The 17,287-nt window shown below is 32.8% G+C and carries 15 protein-coding genes; 9 read left to right on the top strand and 6 right to left on the bottom strand.

Features of this window, described 5'->3' with window-relative positions; translation table 11 throughout:
* The 3 genes from MYP_RS19685 to MYP_RS19675 all read left to right on the top strand — a co-directional run.
* The coding region (locus tag MYP_RS19685) for an RHS repeat domain-containing protein (protein ID WP_045467331.1) at positions 1 to 1,745 on the top strand (1,745 nt) is incomplete at its 5' end.
* Positions 1,746 to 1,749: 4 nt separating this feature from the next.
* Positions 1,750 to 2,058, top strand: coding sequence for a DUF7693 family protein (locus MYP_RS19680; protein ID WP_045467329.1), 309 nt, complete (start codon positions 1,750 to 1,752; stop codon positions 2,056 to 2,058).
* A 93-nt stretch (positions 2,059 to 2,151) separates the two neighbouring features.
* Positions 2,152 to 2,550 carry an Imm10 family immunity protein gene (locus MYP_RS19675; RefSeq protein WP_045467327.1) on the top strand — a complete coding sequence of 133 codons (399 nt, stop codon included), beginning with the start codon at positions 2,152 to 2,154 and terminating at the stop codon, positions 2,548 to 2,550.
* A 237-nt stretch (positions 2,551 to 2,787) separates the two neighbouring features.
* Here the strand turns inward: MYP_RS19675 and MYP_RS26210 are convergent, their stop codons facing one another.
* A complete protein-coding gene (locus MYP_RS26210; protein WP_156140746.1) occupies positions 2,788 to 2,979 on the bottom strand; it encodes a hypothetical protein in 192 nt (63 codons plus the stop codon).
* 292 nt (positions 2,980 to 3,271) lie between these two features.
* Between MYP_RS26210 and MYP_RS19670 the strand changes: the two genes are divergently transcribed.
* Positions 3,272 to 4,201 (top strand): hypothetical protein, encoded by a 930-nt coding sequence (locus tag MYP_RS19670; protein ID WP_156140745.1) that lies wholly within the window; start codon positions 3,272 to 3,274, stop codon positions 4,199 to 4,201.
* A gap of 185 nt (positions 4,202 to 4,386) precedes the next feature.
* On the opposite strand, the gene MYP_RS19665 is transcribed toward MYP_RS19670, so the two are convergent.
* Positions 4,387 to 5,460: a T9SS type A sorting domain-containing protein gene (locus MYP_RS19665; RefSeq protein ID WP_045467325.1), complete on the bottom strand. Its 1,074-nt coding sequence runs from the start codon at positions 5,458 to 5,460 to the stop codon at positions 4,387 to 4,389.
* Positions 5,461 to 5,560: 100 nt separating this feature from the next.
* Positions 5,561 to 5,845 (bottom strand): DUF4476 domain-containing protein, encoded by a 285-nt coding sequence (locus tag MYP_RS19660; protein WP_262506808.1) that lies wholly within the window; start codon positions 5,843 to 5,845, stop codon positions 5,561 to 5,563.
* Between the two features lie 71 nt (positions 5,846 to 5,916).
* On the opposite strand from MYP_RS19660, the gene MYP_RS19655 reads away from it, so the two are divergent.
* The 5 genes from MYP_RS19655 to MYP_RS19630 all read left to right on the top strand — a co-directional run bounded on the left by MYP_RS19655 (position 5,917) and on the right by MYP_RS19630 (position 10,998).
* A complete protein-coding gene (locus MYP_RS19655) occupies positions 5,917 to 6,213 on the top strand; it encodes a hypothetical protein (protein WP_045467321.1) in 297 nt (98 codons plus the stop codon).
* Positions 6,214 to 6,364: 151 nt separating this feature from the next.
* Positions 6,365 to 6,598, top strand: coding sequence for a hypothetical protein (locus MYP_RS19650; RefSeq protein WP_045467319.1), 234 nt, complete (start codon positions 6,365 to 6,367; stop codon positions 6,596 to 6,598).
* A gap of 778 nt (positions 6,599 to 7,376) precedes the next feature.
* Positions 7,377 to 8,630 (top strand): hypothetical protein, encoded by a 1,254-nt coding sequence (locus tag MYP_RS25425; protein WP_197060139.1) that lies wholly within the window; start codon positions 7,377 to 7,379, stop codon positions 8,628 to 8,630.
* On the top strand, positions 8,630 to 9,073 hold the full coding sequence (locus MYP_RS19635) for a three component ABC system middle component (RefSeq protein ID WP_045467316.1): 444 nt from the start codon (positions 8,630 to 8,632) through the stop codon (positions 9,071 to 9,073). The genes MYP_RS25425 and MYP_RS19635 overlap by 1 nt, the downstream gene beginning before the upstream one ends.
* Positions 9,070 to 10,998: a DUF3732 domain-containing protein gene (locus MYP_RS19630; RefSeq protein WP_045467314.1), complete on the top strand. Its 1,929-nt coding sequence runs from the start codon at positions 9,070 to 9,072 to the stop codon at positions 10,996 to 10,998. Before MYP_RS19635 ends, MYP_RS19630 begins: the two co-directional genes overlap by 4 nt.
* Positions 10,999 to 11,243: 245 nt before the next feature.
* Here the strand turns inward: MYP_RS19630 and MYP_RS25420 are convergent, their stop codons facing one another.
* Genes MYP_RS25420 through MYP_RS19615 form a run of 3 tightly spaced genes read right to left on the bottom strand, consistent with a single transcriptional unit; the run spans position 11,244 to position 17,276 of the window.
* Positions 11,244 to 12,056: a hypothetical protein gene (locus tag MYP_RS25420; protein ID WP_052430368.1), complete on the bottom strand. Its 813-nt coding sequence runs from the start codon at positions 12,054 to 12,056 to the stop codon at positions 11,244 to 11,246.
* A gap of 2 nt (positions 12,057 to 12,058) precedes the next feature.
* Positions 12,059 to 15,193, bottom strand: a complete 3,135-nt coding sequence (locus MYP_RS19620; RefSeq protein WP_045467313.1) for a T9SS type A sorting domain-containing protein — start codon at positions 15,191 to 15,193, stop codon at positions 12,059 to 12,061.
* Positions 15,194 to 15,197: 4 nt separating this feature from the next.
* Complete coding sequence (locus MYP_RS19615; protein ID WP_045467312.1) at positions 15,198 to 17,276, bottom strand: fibronectin type III domain-containing protein; 2,079 nt, start codon at positions 17,274 to 17,276, stop codon at positions 15,198 to 15,200.
* Positions 17,277 to 17,287: the final 11 nt, after the last annotated feature.

The raw sequence follows: 17,287 nt of genomic DNA, 5'->3' as shown, positions 1-17,287 counted from the left end.
GTAACGGAAAACTGGTAACTTCAGGAACGCCTACACCATTAGCCATGGATGATCTGACATACAAGTATGAGACGATAGCTAATGGCTATACCAGAAATACGAACAGGTTAAGATCTGTGAGTGATGCGGTAGGTAACGGAAACTATGCTGATGATATAGACAATCAGGCTAATAACAACTATGACTATGATGAAATTGGAAATTTGAAATCTGATGTTCAGGAGGGGATAGCCACAATCGAGTGGACAGTGAGCGGAAAAATATCGAAAGTAACACGTTCTTCAGGCAGCACAAAGCCGGATCTGGAGTTTAAGTACGATGCATTAGGAAACAGGGTCGCAAAAATCTCTAAGCCTCCAGCGACCAAAACAGATGCCTCTACCTGGACAACATTGTATTATGTAAGGGACGGAGTGGGTAATGTAATGAGTACATATGAGCAAAGAAAAACCACAAGCGCACAGGAGTTTTTCTTGAAAGATCAGACGCTTTATGGAATCAATAGGTTAGGCTTGTTGGATAAGGATAAAAATCTTACTACATTAACAGCTATATCAAACAGTATTTTTGCAACTTCGGTAGGCAAGAAGCTATTTGAGGCAAGTAATCATCTGGGTAATATATTGACGGTCTTTACGGATCGAAAGATACCAGTTGTTTCAGGGCAAAACGTTCTTTCTTATACTGCTGATATAACTTCAACAGCCGATTATTACGCTTTTGGATCCTTGATGCCGGGCAGGAAATACACTAAAGTGGTTTATAGGTATGGCTTCAATGGAAAGGAAAAGGATAATGAATTTGATGTCGATGGTTCTGATTATGATTTTGGAGCCAGAATGTATGATTCGAGATTAGGGAGGTTCTTGAGTATAGATCCCGATGCTACGAAATTTGCATTCCAGTCTCCTTATACCTATGCACAGAATACTCCAATTCAGGCTATAGATAAGGATGGAAAGTTTCTCAATTTTATTCTGAAATATGGAGTAGAAGTGGGTATCAATATTGCTACGCAAATGTTGACAGCCTACATGTTTGATGAAAATGTAAAATCTTTTGAAGAGGCTTATGATAAGGTAAGTTTTAGGGATGCAATTTTTGAGAGCGCCGTAGACATGGTTTCACCTGGAAAATTAAAAGTAGCAGGTGAAGCGGTTATAAGCATATTCAAATATATAGACGAGGTTGGTATAGATAATGTAACAACTCAGGGGCTATTAGAGGCGGGCCTAACAACTTTCATAGAAAACGCATTAGGGGATAAATTTGAGAAGTTGGGTAAGGATGCGGTTCAGAAGGGGATGAAGAAGTTGGGGGTAAGTTTACCTGACCTTGATTTTAAGGCAGCTAGTGCAAATGCTAAAGATGGTAAAGTTGCATTAGATAATAATACCTTAATTGCGGCAATTGAAAAGGGTGAGAAAGCTGAAGTGATAAAAGCGATTGGAGGTAAGAAGCCTGTGATTTCAACGCAAGCTGCAAAAGAGTTTTTAGTTAAAGGAGATAAAGATAAATTGAAAAGCTTTATGAAAGACACAGGTGCTACTATGTCTAAAAAAGGTGGTAGCAAAGCTCAGGTGGATGCATTGAGAGAGGAAGCAGCAGGGATGAAAAGAAGTTTACACCCCAAAGATGCGAAAGTAGTAGCTGATGCAATAAATAACAATGCTACGATAATAACTAGAGATGTTAGACTGACGAATTTTATTAATGCTACAAAACGACCAGTAATAGGTTATTAAAATTATGATAGAGGAAATAGAAATTATTGACTTATTAAGAAAAATTGAAACAGGTGAATTGCAGGTATATCCAACAGAGGATCCTGATGAAATTTATGCAGGAAATGTAACATATAAGGTAAGCAATGGTTGGGAAATAGTTGTTTTCAATGATGCAAATACTTGGGACTATTTGGATAATGTAAAAACTTCGGATGGTAGGAGTATAAATGTTGATGAACTAGATAATTATATTACTATAAGAAATTATGTGCCACCAGATGAAGTTGCAAAAAATATATACAAAATTCCTGGAGGTATTGATAAAGAGTAGGCCCCTAATCCTCTTCTGACGTCCCACAATCTTTCCGCAATTAATGGTTCGCTGTAGCGAAGTCGATGGAAATGAAAATAGTAAATTTATTGTATGACGAAAATATCAAAACTAGATTGCAGAATTTTAGAAATATCCACAAATGAAGATGATGTACTAATTATTGGATTTTCTGAAGATGATTCATATGAAAATACCTTGATTATTCAGTATTTAGATGAACAGACTGAAGATGATATTGAAAATGGCTGGTCAAAGTATTATTTGGAATATAGTCTTTCTAATATGGTCTCATATTCTTGTTTAAGTAAAGTTATAGTGAATTCTAATGAGGTTAAATTTATTTTAAATGAAACAGGAGAAAATGTTTTCAATTTAAACGAAATACATATTAAATTTAAATTTGAAAAAGTTCGCATATTGGAGTTAGTAGAGATTTTTACTAAAATCTTTAATGATGGAGAAGTGAATTTAGAAATAAATATAGGGTGATGCATGGAAGTCTGCTCCACAACTCCCATTCTGGCATGCTAATCCCACAATCATTCCGCAAGTAATACTTCGATACAACGAAGTGCGTGAAAATGAAAAGGTTGAAAGATGTAGATAGAGTAAGTTTGAGAAGAGTTGTTTTTAAGAAAGAGATTTTAAAAAAGTAGAATAAAAAAAGTATCTGAAAGAAGTGAACTTAACACTTCGGACAGGTACTTTTTCTGTTTAGCACGAGTCTCATGGCTTTGGCTTGTCTGATTTGTTCTGAAAAGTCCATATCGGGAAGTTTTTGGATATACGCTTCCAAAGGTGTAAGCCCATTGAGAGCATATGAGGTCTGAAAATATTATAGTCTTCAACAGATCTTATAATACAGTTGAAAAGTTCTTTAAAAGATTGAGGTTGGTAGTATCTGATATAACGCTTCATTATTTTGTTGATAGCTTCAACAGGGTAGCAACTCCCACAACCTTTCCGCAAGTAATACTACGCTGTATCGAAGTCGGATGATAATAAAAAGGTTGAAAGGGATCGATAGATTAAGTTTGAGAAGAATTGTTTTTAAGAAAGAGAGTTTGAAAAGTAGAAGAAGAATAAGTATCTGAAAAAAGTAACTTATCACTTCGGACAGGTACTTTTTCTTTTTCGATGAGGTTCTTGCTGCTTTGGCTTGCTTAATGTGGTAAGATTAAATAATTTAGGAAATAAAAACTCAACTAAAATGAAAAGGAATTTTTATTATTTTAAACCAGCGGGTTTACTTTGTGTCTTATTGTTTTTTATTTCAACTTTTGCCTATGGACAGTATTGTTATCTCGGGACAGATAGCGAAGAATTGCAAACTTTTCTTCATTCAACCACACTCTTAGTTTTGTCTGGAGACGAAGAGTTTGATAAGAAATTGGAGGAAGGATTTAAAGAATATTGGAAAGTAACTCCTTATAAAGTTGTCAAGGAAAGTGAACTTTCGGAATATATTAAAAATCCTGCTTATAGTATTTTTATTCCATTGTTGATTAGAGTTGATATGCAAAGTTCAACAACTACTCTTATGAGGCCGAGAGGGAATAGTTTTTTTGATCATTCAAGATACTGGCTGGCACTTTATAACGGAGGAAAGAAATCCATTGGAAAATTTACATCATATGATGAAATAGCCTATGCACCTTTTGATATATATGGTACAGAAACATCTGCAGAGGAGTCATATTTCAGAATTCCATATATGATCAAGAATATTAATGATGCTGTGGTTTTGGTGAAGGAAAAATCCATGGTTGGAAGAAGAGGTGCTATAATAAAGTCGTTGGTTAGTGAATATAACAGTAAGACTCCTATATTAAAAAATAAAACTTTATTGATCAATGAAGATCTATTGTCATCAAAGATCGATAGCAAACCTGTACTTGATGTTGAATTGTTGAAATTATATCCTTATAAATATAAAGTAGCCAAACAATCCGAGATAGAAAGTCTAATTGCGTCCAAAGACAAGAATTATTGCTATTTTACAACTGCCATTGATTATGCCAAGCAATTTTTTGTGTTTGATATAGAAAATCAATCAGTAGTTTACACGATCATTCCAGGTTCAGGAATTCAAATAGAGGCTAGGGATATTATTGAACTCACTAATGCAATAAAGAAATAAGAGGTTGGGGTAACTACATCACTCTAGAGTAATATGGATAACACTACAAGTCGTCATCCATATTACTTAGTATCTTTTTATGTTTACAGTCTCCCGCTGAAGCAGCAAAAATGCTATCAAATTATAGGTTCTGTGATTATAAAAAATAATATCTTAATAGCTTAATGTCTATATAAGAGCAGAATTTATCTGACAATCAAATATTTTTTCAGGCTGTTTTTTCCCGTTAATATTTCCAAAACATATGTCCCTGGGTTTAATTCTTTCGTGGATATTGAATTCATATTGTTTCTATCCAATTGTTTAAGAAGGCTCCCACTTAAATCATATAGGTTGGCTGAATAGTTACGAGTACTATTGTTTGTATTATCAATTTTTACATTTACAGTTTCACCTGCCTGTACAGGATTAGGATAGATTAAAACAGTATTACTATTGGCGCCTAAATCAATAAAAATCGTCTTTAGTTCTTCTTGTTGCCCATCATTATCTATTTGAACGATTTTTATATAACAAGAAGAGTTTGAAGACAATATATATGAGTATTCTGAAATTCCGGAAGTATTATTCGTTCCTTCCTGAAATCCTATTGAAAAGAAATTTATGCCATCCTCACTTTGGTATATTTCAAATCCCGCATTGTTTTTCTCAGCTATGGTTTTCCACCTAAGCTCAATGTCTGAGGATATCGTATAAGAAACACTGATTAACTTTACGGGCGCTACAAAGACAATCAAATCAGTAATTAGAGGGTTTATATTGCCTGTTGTGGTGAACGCGGTATGACCTAAAAGCCCGGATCCATCGATGTAACCGAAGTTCTGAAAATCACCATAGGAGGTAAGTGCACCATTAACTACTACATTGTTGCTGTAGTTTGTGAAATTATTTGATGTTAATTGAGAAAGAGCTCCTATATTGATATTTCCTGACTGCACATTGAAATCAGTAGATATGACTTGACCGTTCAATAAATCGAATAAACCTCCCTGAACATTTATTATACCGCCCTGCAAGAATTGTCCGTTTTCGATGAGTATACTGCCGCCAGTCTTTACGGTCAAGTTTGTAAAAAACAAATTGTTATTTACAGTTACATTATCAGTTTCTGAGGGTAGACAGTTGCAGGACGGCCCTCCTGGTGTGGTTGACCAATTGCCTGGATCATCCCAAGATCCATCATTGCGACTATAAAGGTTAGCACAAAAACTAAAATGACAGCTGGTGTATAGTAATGTGAAAAGAAAAAATTTTTTCATTAAAATTAATTTTATACGAATCGTAAATTTAGCCTTATAAAACTATTTTTACAATCGATAAAGTAAACTATGTTCTTTTATAATTTTAAATCAGTAGTACTTATGAGATATTTCCCAGATAATACCATAGTTCCTGAGATGTTCCATTGAATATAAAGTTTTTAGTAACTTTATTATAATTTCTGGGATCCATAATATATGCAAAAGCAAATTTGGCAAGGTTAAATCTCTCTTTGCCAAATGAAAAAAGAAGTAATAAGTCAGCAACCTGTGCGGAGGTTAACCTATTATGGTAAATGAGATCTTTAGAAGCTGCCAATCGGATTACACCTGATTTAATTTCTTTAAAGTCATTTTTTATAATTTCGAATTCTTCAGGAAGGATCTCTTTAATGGAAAATTATAAGTATTAGCTATTAAAGGACTGATATCTTCAAATCATATACTATTGTTGAGATGATTGTGACCATGCTTATTGCAGGTGTGACAATAAGTATTTCCTATTCCTCTTTCAGGATCATCAATGGACAATTTAAACAATATAAGGATAGGTGTCATAGAAATTATGAACTTGTTTTATTTAATAAGTTTATGATGAAAGATTTTACAAATGCTTTACGAATTATAAGGAAGCCTCATGGATATATCTGTCAGTTTTCAGATAAAGCAATAGAATATGAATTTGAAGATTCGTTTATTCTCATAAAAAGCAACCTTATTGATACATTAAAATTAAAAATTCAGGATCCCTAATTTCCTTTTCTGAATGAGGAAGAAGTTATGCCAGGATCATTAATTGAAAAAGTGAAATTTACAGGTCGAGTAGAGGACCTAAAGCTTCCACTTTTGTAAAAAAAAGAATATGGATCGGATGTACTTCTTGAAAAGATGACGGAAGGTACTAATGAATGGGATTGACATAAATAAGGTTAAAAAGGCACAGGTTAAAGCTGAAGAGAAAAGCTTTTTACATGACATCATAGACTTATTCAATAAGGATTTAAGTTTATTTGGGAGTAAGTTAAGTGATAAGAAAAAAGAAGTTTTCCATCATAAACTTGGAATTCTAGACAAAAGCTATAAAACTAGTGTAACAAGCGAAAATATGAGAAAACAAAGGTCAATAAAGAAGAGGTAAGTGTTTCTTTTATTTGACCTTAGTTGTTTTTGTTTTGATGCTTACTTTCCGATACAAAATGTAATGGTATATTAAGTGTCAGTGAGTTAGCATGAGTTAGTAACAAAATAGTAACAGGGTATAAGGTTGCTGTTGTAAAACTCCTAAAATTAGCTATTATTAGTGATTCTATACCAGTTTTGTTACGAAAGTAGTATTGCTGTGTAAGTCATTTACTAATTGGTTCAGCTCAAACACATTCGACATTAGCGTTTGTTCTTCTTTTGTAATACCAAATCTCTGAGCCAGCTTTTGCCAATCTTTAACCGAGGTCTTTATAACAATTACATTGGCTTGTTTCTTATTAATGCTCGTCCTAAAAAAGTCTGCAGTTGAGATTGGTAATCCGGTTATAAATTTACATTTTTTTATTAATCCTAAAATCGCTTTACATTTGATCACCAGAAGAAGCGGAATCAGACTCAGACTCTGCGGAGGAACAACCTGCCAGGATTACTCCGGTCATATAGGTCTCATAAAAGTGTGAGTCTTTACATATTGACACTTAAGCAAATACCAGAGTTAAAGGATCTTCTTTGTGGGGTCTTTAAAAAGGGCTAAGTAGGAATAAATCAATAAAAGTTTAGCTTTACACCTGATTAGAGCTTTGCTATGCCAAAAACTACCTTAAATGTTTAATTTTTTTTATATATTGTAAGTCTAATATTTTTCAATAATATTTTATACCTCAGTTAAGACCTTTTTAATTATTAAAATGCAATCCGACAATAAAAGAACTGTGGCAGAAAAAACTTCGGTCCCACAAAATATGGCGGAAAAAATATTCCATTTAGAATACTATTTTAATCTTTTAGTTTCTATTCAAGATGGAGAAGAAATTGGTTGTGAAATAAAGGATGATTGTCATATTGATTTTACTAAAAGAGGTAAAGCTAAATTAATCCAACTAAAACATACTATTCTAACAGCAAGAAATGGAAGTCCTAAAAATTTAACATCTAAAGATGTTGATCTTTGGCATACTGTAAGTAATTGGATTGATTTAATTTGTGATGAAAATGATAATCGAAAATTGGAAGAAGACCAAGTAAGGTTTATCAATGATACTAGCTTTTCTCTGGTTACTAATAAAGTAATAGAAGGTAATTCCTTTTTGACTTTGATATTAGATTATACGAATAATAAAATAGATATTGAATCAATAAAGTCAGAAATTAAAAATCTACTAAATACAGAAGATGAGAGATCTGTAGTTGATACTTATATTTTAAAACTCCTTAATAAACCCAATACTTGGTTATCTCATTTCTTTAGTAAAATTAACATTAATAGTAATAATTTTTATGACATTAGAGACGCAACGTTAAAAAAGTTAAAAGAACGTTTTCGCTTATCCAATCACTTTGTTGAAAGTATTTATGATAGTTATTATTCAAGCCTCAAAGATCTTGTTTATGAAGCATCTTTTAATAAAGCGATTATAATAAATAAAGAAACTTTTGAAAAAGGTTTGGAGCAATGCGTTTTAAAATACTCTCCTGAGAAGAATTATTATACATTAAATGCCGATTCTGAAATTCCTTCTGAAGTATACAAAAATTTTGCCGAACAAGTTTTTATTAAGCAGTTAGTTGATATTAAAGCTATTGAAAATGAAGGTGATATATTAGAACTTACAGAGCATAGATATATGGCAAACAATAGTTTTTCTAGATGGGAGATGTATGAAGGAGAAATTGATAATGTTATTTCTTTTAAGAAGGAAAGAAGAACACATTGGCAGAATGCTTTTAAAGAAGTATACAATAGAAAGAACTTAGCTAAGATAGAGCAAGTGACCGGCGAGGAAAGAGAAAATTTGCTAATTGATTTAGGGCAAGAATGCCTGAGTATTGTTAGAAAAAAAGATCTTAAATATGGTGGTGTTTCATTACAAATTCATGTTTGCAATGGACACTTTTATTGGCTTTCTGATATTCCAGAAATTGGTTGGAGGAATGACTGGAATGATAGATTTGAACCTAAAAAATAATGAAGATTAAATCTGTTTATCATAATGAATTGCTCGGTTTAATTGCTGTAGATGCAGTTTTGCAAAGGACTAAATTGATTTCTCATGCGAAGTCTCTATTAATTCTCCCACTTCTTTTTCACAATGAGACATTAAATTATATTTTAGAAAATAAGATAACAAATATTGAAGAAATAGTAACAAAGCGATGTAAGCTCATTTCTAACTTTGAAATAAGATATTACTCTTTTTTACCTATAACAATCAATGCAATTTATTTAGGTTCTTCTTTGGGCTATTTAAATGTTAATGAAGATGGCTTGGGATATATTCAAAACAATGGTACGTCTAGGGAAGATTTAGGTATGAGAGCCAATAAACTTATTAATGCAGCGCCTTTAGTTGGAGAAATATTAAATGAGGATGCAATCAGACTTTATTCATTTTTACACCTTAAAATATGAAGTTTAATATTAATAAATTAATTATTTGGAAAAGCTCACTAGAGTCCACTCCAATTATTTATTCTTTTGAACCTAATAAAATTAATGTCATTACGGGGGGAAGCAATACAGGAAAAACATGTGTTTTAAAAATAATTGATTATTGTTTATTTGGTAAAAATAATGAAGTGCCAGATGATGTAAATGAAAGAACATCTTTTTATGGAATTCAAATAACAATAAATAATGAAACTATTACCATAGGAAGAGCTTCTTTTGATGAATTTAATAAGACTTCAGAGAATTATTATTTTTCTGAAGAAGGGAATATCCCAGAAAGAAGTCCTAAGTTATTGCCTAATTATTTAGTCAAAGAAAATGTTATTAAAAATTTCCTTGAAAGAGAGTATTATATAACTGAAAATTATGAGTTAAGAAAAGTTGGAACAAAAATTAAAGAAGGAAGTAGATTAAAACTTGAATATTTTTCAATATTTAATACTATTTCACAAAATCTAATATTGGATGAGGAGAATTTTTTTGATTATCAACTTAATGGTAGAGATCGTCAGTTATATAGAGAGGTGTTAGAAAGTATTTTTGATATCTGTATTGGGATTTCAACTCAAGAAGAGTATGAACTAAGGAAAGAAATTGCTAAAGTTAAAAATTCATTAAATTCCTTACAAAAGAAAAAAGAAACTGCCGAAAGAAGAATTAATAAAAACGAAGAGTTTATAAGAAATCTCATAACTAAAGCACGTCAGCTTGATCTAGTTGATGATGAAATCGATGTTAATAATTTGGAAGAAGCGTTTTGGATATTAGAAGAGCGAATAAATTCTCAGTTTACAGAATTACAGAAGTTAGTTGTACCTGATGATTTTAATGAAATTGATAAAGAGCGGTATAATATAAGGCAAAAAATAAGAAGTCTTAGTAAATTAAAAGAACAAATAGAAGAGCATGGCGCGCTTCAAAAAGAAAAAGAAGATTCGTTAAAACCTATAGACTACTTATTTCAAAATAAGGAAAATTTAATTAATCTCACAGGAGTAAATGATTTTATAAATTTATTATCAAGTGAGTTAAGAATGATTAAAGACTCACTTAGTGTTGTTCCCAAAGCAAATGCTAATATTGATGAAGAAATCACAATACTTGGACAACAACTAGAGGAAGTTGAAAGGAAGCTTAATAGTTATCCTAAGAAAAAAGATTTTGTAAATGTAAATCAGAGAAATATCGGGCTTATACAAACAAAGACCGAAATTAAAAATTTTCTTAGCGAGAAACGCAATATAAAGGATGAGAATATTGATAGTTATAATACTTTAATTAGAAAATATCAAGAGCAAATTGATTCATTAACTGCAAAATTGCCTGAGGATGAAGTTCCGTTAAGGAATAGAAGAATTAATTTATTAAATTCTTTAATTCAAAATTATTACAATCAGGTGAAGGACTCTCTAGATAATTATCGCAATTATAGGGTTGAATTTGACTATAGGAGAATGATACTAGAATTATTAAAACCTGGTGATGACAAGTCTGCAAGTATAAGTGGAAGTTCCAATTATCTTTTTCTACAATTATGTTTATTCCTTGGTCTGCATGAGCTTTTTATTAAAAAGAAGGTAGCTAAAAATTATGTTCCTCAATTCCTAATCATTGATTATCCAAGTTTGCCATATAAGTCAAAAGAAACCAATATATCAGATCAGAGTATTAATGATTCTGACAGGATTAAACTAAGGAGCGCATTTGAATTACTTAATAATTTTATAGAAGTTATTACAGGAAATAATGAAGGCCAATATGGTGATAACTTTCAAATAATTATATTGGAGCATATTAGTCCAGACATTTGGAAGCATCCTTCTAATTTAGAAAGATTTCATTTAGTTGAAACATTTAGAGATGAGAAGTCTCTACTAGGATTTTAATTATTTATTATAAGTTAAAAGGTAATGGAATGATCTTTAGCAGGATATTGCGTAAAATTCATCCTGAATAGTTCTATGAAAACATTCACAGATTCTATTGCTTTGTGGGTTTCTCAATGGGAGACTCGCATTTTTCAAGAAATGCTTCCATTTCCTGATCAAAGTCAAAACCTCGTCAATTTTACTTTCAACAATACTTTCCATAAGTTTTCATTTACTTATTTTAAAAAATTTTAGAAATTGACTTAGCATTTTTGTTTTAATTTCTTCAGTACTAATTCATCAATTGCCTTATAATACTCTTCAGGTTTTGTAAAATCAATTTCAGAATTGTATGATTTAATATAAGAAAAATCCTTCTCTTCAATTCGTTCATCTCCGATCCAGAATGAACCGTCCTGAATGTAATGACTTATTCGTAATTTACCATTATTACTTTCTCCTCCATTATTAATCATCTGATTCAGCCAAGGCTCAAATTCCAGATAATAAAATAGAATTACCATGGGGGTATCCTTGGTAATTTCTCTAAAATAGTTAAAAGTTTTAAAATCTGGGAAATGGCTGTCTATAACCTCAATTGAAATGGATGGCTCTTTATTTGAACAGTTCAAACTTTTACTAATACCAAAGATGTCGGAGATGAAATAATTCGATCTACTTAGTGATTGTTTTACTTCTTTTTCGAAATGATACTTTGTGAAAGTAAAAATCGTATCTAGTTCTTTTTCCTTATATCCAAATGTATAGCAACAAATCCTAACTCTATCTCTTGCATTTATAAAGTTGTGAATTGTGTTAATTTTAACTTTATGTTCTTTAGATAGATACTTTCTTCCTCGTATATTTTTACGGTTATTCCCTCTTGAAAAGAAATGAGAACTATTTCCTCTGCTCCTAATAAAAAGTAAAACCTCTTCTGCTTCATCTGTTATTTTCTCGCCTTTATACTTCGTCCTTATACCCTCATCCTCTAATTGTTTACTGGTAATTGTAGGTTTTTGACCATCTTTAAGATGAACAATTCCAATATTGTATTTGTATTGTTTCGATTTCATAATTATTGTACAATAAATCCAATCGTCCTGAAATCTGTCGGTGTCAATATCTTCATCAGATAAACTCCTGTTCCTAATGGGAGCGAGAAGTTAAGGAGATAGTTCTCCTGTCCATTATAAGAAGCTTTTGAAATCGGAAGACCTTGTGAATTGATAATTTCAATATCAATGGCCTGTTCTTTATCAAGATCAATTTGCGCATTGAATATTCCGTTATTAGGATTTGGGAAAATCTTTACAGCCTTAATCTTATTCAATCCTAAGCCAAGCGAATCATCACTTCCAACTGAAGTGGGAGGAATGAAGAATGTAATCGTTTTTCTTATGCTGTCAGTACATTCACCAAGAAAGGCGGTTAATTTTACTGAATAAGTACCCGGTTTCCAGAAGTACAATTCCGGGCTGTCTTTAGGAGAATCAAGCAATAGAGGATCTCCGCTAAATGACCATTGAATTGAATCAGGAAGTGGATTTGAAACTTCTACAAAAACTACAGTATCACCATATTCAACAAAGCTGGGAAGTAAAAACTGCGCACTGAGTAATTCTTTTGAAGTTTTTAGCTTAAAGGTCTTCTCTGCATAACACCCGTCAGCATTTTTTACTTTCAGATGATATGTACCATCTGTATGAGTTGTGAAAATCTGTGCTTTGGTAAGTAATGATTGCTCATCCCTCCATTCATAATCAGAACCAATATTACCAGCATCGAATGTAACTTGTTTTCCTGGGCATATAATTGTTGAGTCAGGAATGGAGAACACAAATTGAACAGAATCCTGTAAAGTACTTTCCAGTGATGCAATACAATTTCTGCTATCCAGAATTCTGGCTTTAAATGTTCCTTGGCATAAGTTATTCAGAGCAGCGGTAGTTAGTGTCGTGTCATTATTCCATTGATAATAATATGGCGGTGTTCCTCCTGAAGCAAGTATTTCAAGCTGTCCATTGCATTCAATGTTACATTTAGGATTTATTCTGGTTGCAAAAGATACTTCAAGCTGATTTGATGGTTCTGTTATAATTGCAACTTTAGAAGACTTACAATTATTGGCATCAACAATAGAAAGATTATAGCTTCCGGGAGGAAGTTTTTCAATTAGTGAGTCTTTTTCTGGGAAATTCTGCCATTGATAGATAAAAGGCTTTATCCCTCCAGATACACTTGTTTTAATTACACCATTGCTAAAGCCGGCACATTGAACCTCTGTAATATTAAAATTTATTGCGATTGAATCCGGACGACCAACATATACGCTGAGCGTATCTATACATTCATTCTTGTCTTTGATTCTGACAATGTGGTTACCACCTGAAATAAAAGTAAAATCTTTCTTTGTAAAGTATTCTCCATTATCTAATGAGAATTTATAATCAGGTATTCCTCCGATCCCGGTAACAGAAAAGCTACCATCGTTTTTGTCGAAACAGGTTGCTTCTGTAATATTTGAGGGAATGATTACAAGTTTATCAGGTTCCGAAACAGAAACTGTAGTGTCTTTGATTCCGCATCCATTCGCATCTTTGGCATGACAAGAGTATGAAGCAGGAGCAAGAGAATTTATTGAAGCACTAGTCAGATAATTTTCGTGATTATTGACAGAATATGAATAAGGTAATGTTCCTCCTGAGGTATTTACAAATGAAATTACTCCATCGTTACTTCCATTGCATTTGGCATCGAATGCAAGTACAGAAGATTTAAAAACCGAAGGTTGTTGTAAAGTGTCTTTTTGAATATTGCTAAAGCAACCATTGTTATCTTTGACTTTCATGTAGTAGTAACCTGCACTCAAATTACTGAATTGATTTAATGAAGATTGTTGAGATGATGAAAAATCAGATGAGGTTGATAAATAATAAGTATATGGCTTTACTCCACCTATTGCAGAAAGTGTAATTTTACCATCTTTAAAGCCATTACAGCTAATGTTTGTTCCACCAAGATAAGTAAGATCAGCAGGAATACCTAGATTTAAAAGGGCTGGTTCTGAAATTGTAATATGTATGAAGTTAGAGCAAACAGAGTAATATCCATTTTTTACAACAAGCTCATAAGTGCCTTTAGGTAATCCAGTCATTCCTTCTGTTTTATTGTATGCATCATCAGGAAAGATAGGGTATGTAACAGAACTATTAAGTATTGGAAAACTTGGATCATCTAAATTTTTTAAAGCATAATAATAAGTGCCGCTTCCATCGACTTTAAGGACTTTTATTTTTCCTGACGATTCTCCTGCGCATTTGACATTAGTGGTGAGAATATAGGCATTTGTATTTTCTATATGAGGTCCGTCAGGCTGTACAAAAATTGTAGTTAAAAAGTTAGTTGGCAGGTAACTGGTTACTCCATTGTATCTGCTATAAACCCTATAATTCTTTTTTATAACCTTTCCTGTTGTATTTGGAGGAACAATGACTGTAAGAGTATTCCCATTTTGCCCAGGGATCTCCTCCCATCTTATTCCATCTGTCATTTCCTGCCATACATATTCACTTTTTTTCCATATACAATCTGTTTTAAGTCTGATAGTATCCCCAACACAGACGTTATTTGTTCCCAGATTAACGGCCTTAGGATAATTTGGATGAGGAGGGGTAAAGAAATATCCTAATTCAACTTCGTATGCATTTTTATCTGTTCTGACATAGTACGCATTCCATGTTGCGGGAATACCATATTTAAACCACATATTGAAATCTATAGTGCCTTGATCCGGGGACCTATCGCCGTCAGGACATCCAGATCCATCGCAAACGCAAAATGGATTATAGCTGCACATATCAATAACACCTTTCTTACATCTTTTGGAAAATGCAAATAATCTGAAATTTAAGTTTTGAGTGCTATCTACATCTCCCAAATCATAGTGTCCATAAGAATTACTTGCAGGATTAAAAGTTTTCCATTGATCCTTTACTACACCTGACATATCCAATGCATCGCATTGGTTAGAAGCAGGCTTGCCATTATAAAATAAAAACATTCTAGCCACCCCTCCTTCAAGGTCAATGTGGTATACGGCTCTTTTCACTCCCAAAGTCATTAAGAATCTTTGAGGAGGGGCATCCTGAGCATGAAGAATATTAAGGTTTACTAATAAAATGCCTATAAAAAATAGTAATGCTTTTTTCATACCCTTAGTAGTTTATGATTATTTCATTGCTTAATGGAGAACCTGAACCATCTGAATAATTGGCTTTGATTCTGTAGGTATAAGTAGTATTCATAGAAAGAGATTTATCAATGAATTTTCTTTCAATTCCTGAAACTGATTTATAAATTCTCAGAGGCTCGTCTTTAGCTGATCTGTATATCACAAATCTTTCCGGTTGCTTGTCTGAGTACTCCCATTTCAACTCTATCTTCTTCTCCTGTCTGTCAACTTTACTTTCTATCTTTCCAATTTTTCCATTAAATCCATAATCAACCAAAGAAAGCGTAAAGACTTGTGTTTTGTCAGATTCCAGTTTGGAATCATCAATTGCAGTTAAACAATACTCATATGTAATTCTTGCAACAGCAGAGGTATCGTAGTATTCAAAAGTTTTTGGAGTTAGTGAAGCTAATGCTTGCCATAACAAATTATTCTTCTCTCTTCTGTAGAGTACCTGTATTACAACATCCTGGCTTGTACTTGGAACCCATTTAAAGTATATGGCCGAATCACTTGCGGTGAACTTTTGAATCACAGGAGGGACAGGAGGAATTATATCAGGTCTTTTCAGTGTTAATGGATCGGAAAAGACTGAAATATTTCCATTCATATCAGTTGCCATGATCTTGTAATACACCTTCGAGGTTAGTGTATTAAGATTTATGGTGTCTGTAAAAATTGTATCTCTTACTGCTTCTCTTGTTACTTGTGTAAATTCTTCCTTTAAGCTGTTTGCCATGTAAACTCTATACCCTTTAACGTCTTCATCGTTTCCTTTCTTCCATGTCAGTTTAAGTACTCCTTTAGGATCTATAGTGCCAATTAGACCCAATGGCTTTACAGGAGGCAAACTGTCTACTGGCTGTCCAAGTGCGGGAAAAGAGGACACGGTATTATCATTCACATCTGTAAGCCTGATGATATAATAATTAGTTCTGGCTGGATTTTCATCAATGAATTCCCTTTTATCTGATTTTGTATTGCCAAGTGTTTTATAGTCTCCGTTAGCTTTTCTTGCTCTTAAGATTTCGAATTGCTTTACCTTTGAATTTTGCTCCTTAGGAAAGCGCCAGTTAATTTTGATTTTACCGTCTTTAGTATTGATTACTGAATTAATTGCAGGAGCAAGACTTAATGGAGCTCTTTTACCAATTCCTCCAATTGTGTCAGACGGAGGGCCAATCTCTTCAAAAGGTGAGACACCTCGAACTCTGAATATATAATGGACATTATTCTCTGGGAGAGAATCCACTCTGTACATCATCTCTGCTTTTCTTTCGGCAGAAGGTGACGTATTAATAAATGGGAGTTTACTTGTTCTCACAAAGGTCTTCCCATTATCAGAACTTCTTTCTATAATGTAGTTTGAATAAATATCATCATAATAGATTTTATTCCAGCTCAATAAAACAACTCTGTCTCCAAAATCCCCTTTAAATTGAACAGGTTTTGGCAATGGTTTAATATCATCTGTTCCGATAAAGACAAATCCAGTATCTATTTTATATGTAGCTTTTGGAGTTAGGGAATAAATCTTGTAAACATATTTTTCTCCCTTTTGAACAGTTTTATCTGTAAACATTAAGCCACTTGCTGAAGCTACTTTCAATGACTGATCTGCTGAGAATAACGCAAATGAAAATCTGGATTCAAGTTCTTGGGCAAGACTGACAGCCTGCATAAAGTTATCTTGATCCTTGTTGTTAATATTAAATGATTTTCCAAAGATAGCCTGAGCTGCTATTGCTCCAAAGTCGCTTTGTTTAGCGATAGGTTCCCATTGTTCCAATGGAAGAGGTTTTAGATTTGAAGCTAAAACAATTTTTACCGAGTTAGTTTTTCTTGCCTCCTTCTGATCTTTAGGCAGGGTATATCTTTCAATCACATATCCGTCTTTGTTAGAAAGCTTCCATGCCATTGGAGTATTGGGAGCCCATCGCACAATAATAGAGTCTCCCAATGTATTTGCTATAGCTGCAATAGCAGGTTTTACTTCATTCTTTTGTTGTCCAAAAGATGAAAAAAACTGTGTGATAAATATTACCGTTAATAATTTTTTCATTCTTTAACTCG

It is taken from the genome of Sporocytophaga myxococcoides (assembly GCF_000775915.1).
Classification (GTDB): Bacteria; Bacteroidota; Bacteroidia; order Cytophagales; family Cytophagaceae; genus Sporocytophaga; species Sporocytophaga myxococcoides_A.
Note: the sequence above shows the minus strand (reverse complement) of the source record. Positions and strands in the feature narration are given on the sequence as shown.

Excerpts from the sequence above, each read along its gene's own strand:
- MYP_RS19670 (WP_156140745.1), top strand. The coding sequence starts at position 3,272 with ATGAAAAGGAATTTTTATTATTTTAAACCAGCGGGTTTACTTTGTGTC.
- MYP_RS19665 (WP_045467325.1), bottom strand. The coding sequence starts at position 5,460 with ATGAAAAAATTTTTTCTTTTCACATTACTATACACCAGCTGTCATTTT.
- MYP_RS26210 (WP_156140746.1), bottom strand. The coding sequence starts at position 2,979 with ATGAAGCGTTATATCAGATACTACCAACCTCAATCTTTTAAAGAACTT.
- MYP_RS19650 (WP_045467319.1), top strand. The coding sequence starts at position 6,365 with ATGAATGGGATTGACATAAATAAGGTTAAAAAGGCACAGGTTAAAGCT.
- MYP_RS19680 (WP_045467329.1), top strand. The coding sequence starts at position 1,750 with ATGATAGAGGAAATAGAAATTATTGACTTATTAAGAAAAATTGAAACA.
- MYP_RS19615 (WP_045467312.1), bottom strand. The coding sequence starts at position 17,276 with ATGAAAAAATTATTAACGGTAATATTTATCACACAGTTTTTTTCATCT.
- MYP_RS19630 (WP_045467314.1), top strand. The coding sequence starts at position 9,070 with ATGAAGTTTAATATTAATAAATTAATTATTTGGAAAAGCTCACTAGAG.
- MYP_RS19675 (WP_045467327.1), top strand. The coding sequence starts at position 2,152 with ATGACGAAAATATCAAAACTAGATTGCAGAATTTTAGAAATATCCACA.
- MYP_RS19655 (WP_045467321.1), top strand. The coding sequence starts at position 5,917 with ATGATTGTGACCATGCTTATTGCAGGTGTGACAATAAGTATTTCCTAT.
- MYP_RS19620 (WP_045467313.1), bottom strand. The coding sequence starts at position 15,193 with ATGAAAAAAGCATTACTATTTTTTATAGGCATTTTATTAGTAAACCTT.
- MYP_RS19635 (WP_045467316.1), top strand. The coding sequence starts at position 8,630 with ATGAAGATTAAATCTGTTTATCATAATGAATTGCTCGGTTTAATTGCT.
- MYP_RS25420 (WP_052430368.1), bottom strand. The coding sequence starts at position 12,056 with ATGAAATCGAAACAATACAAATACAATATTGGAATTGTTCATCTTAAA.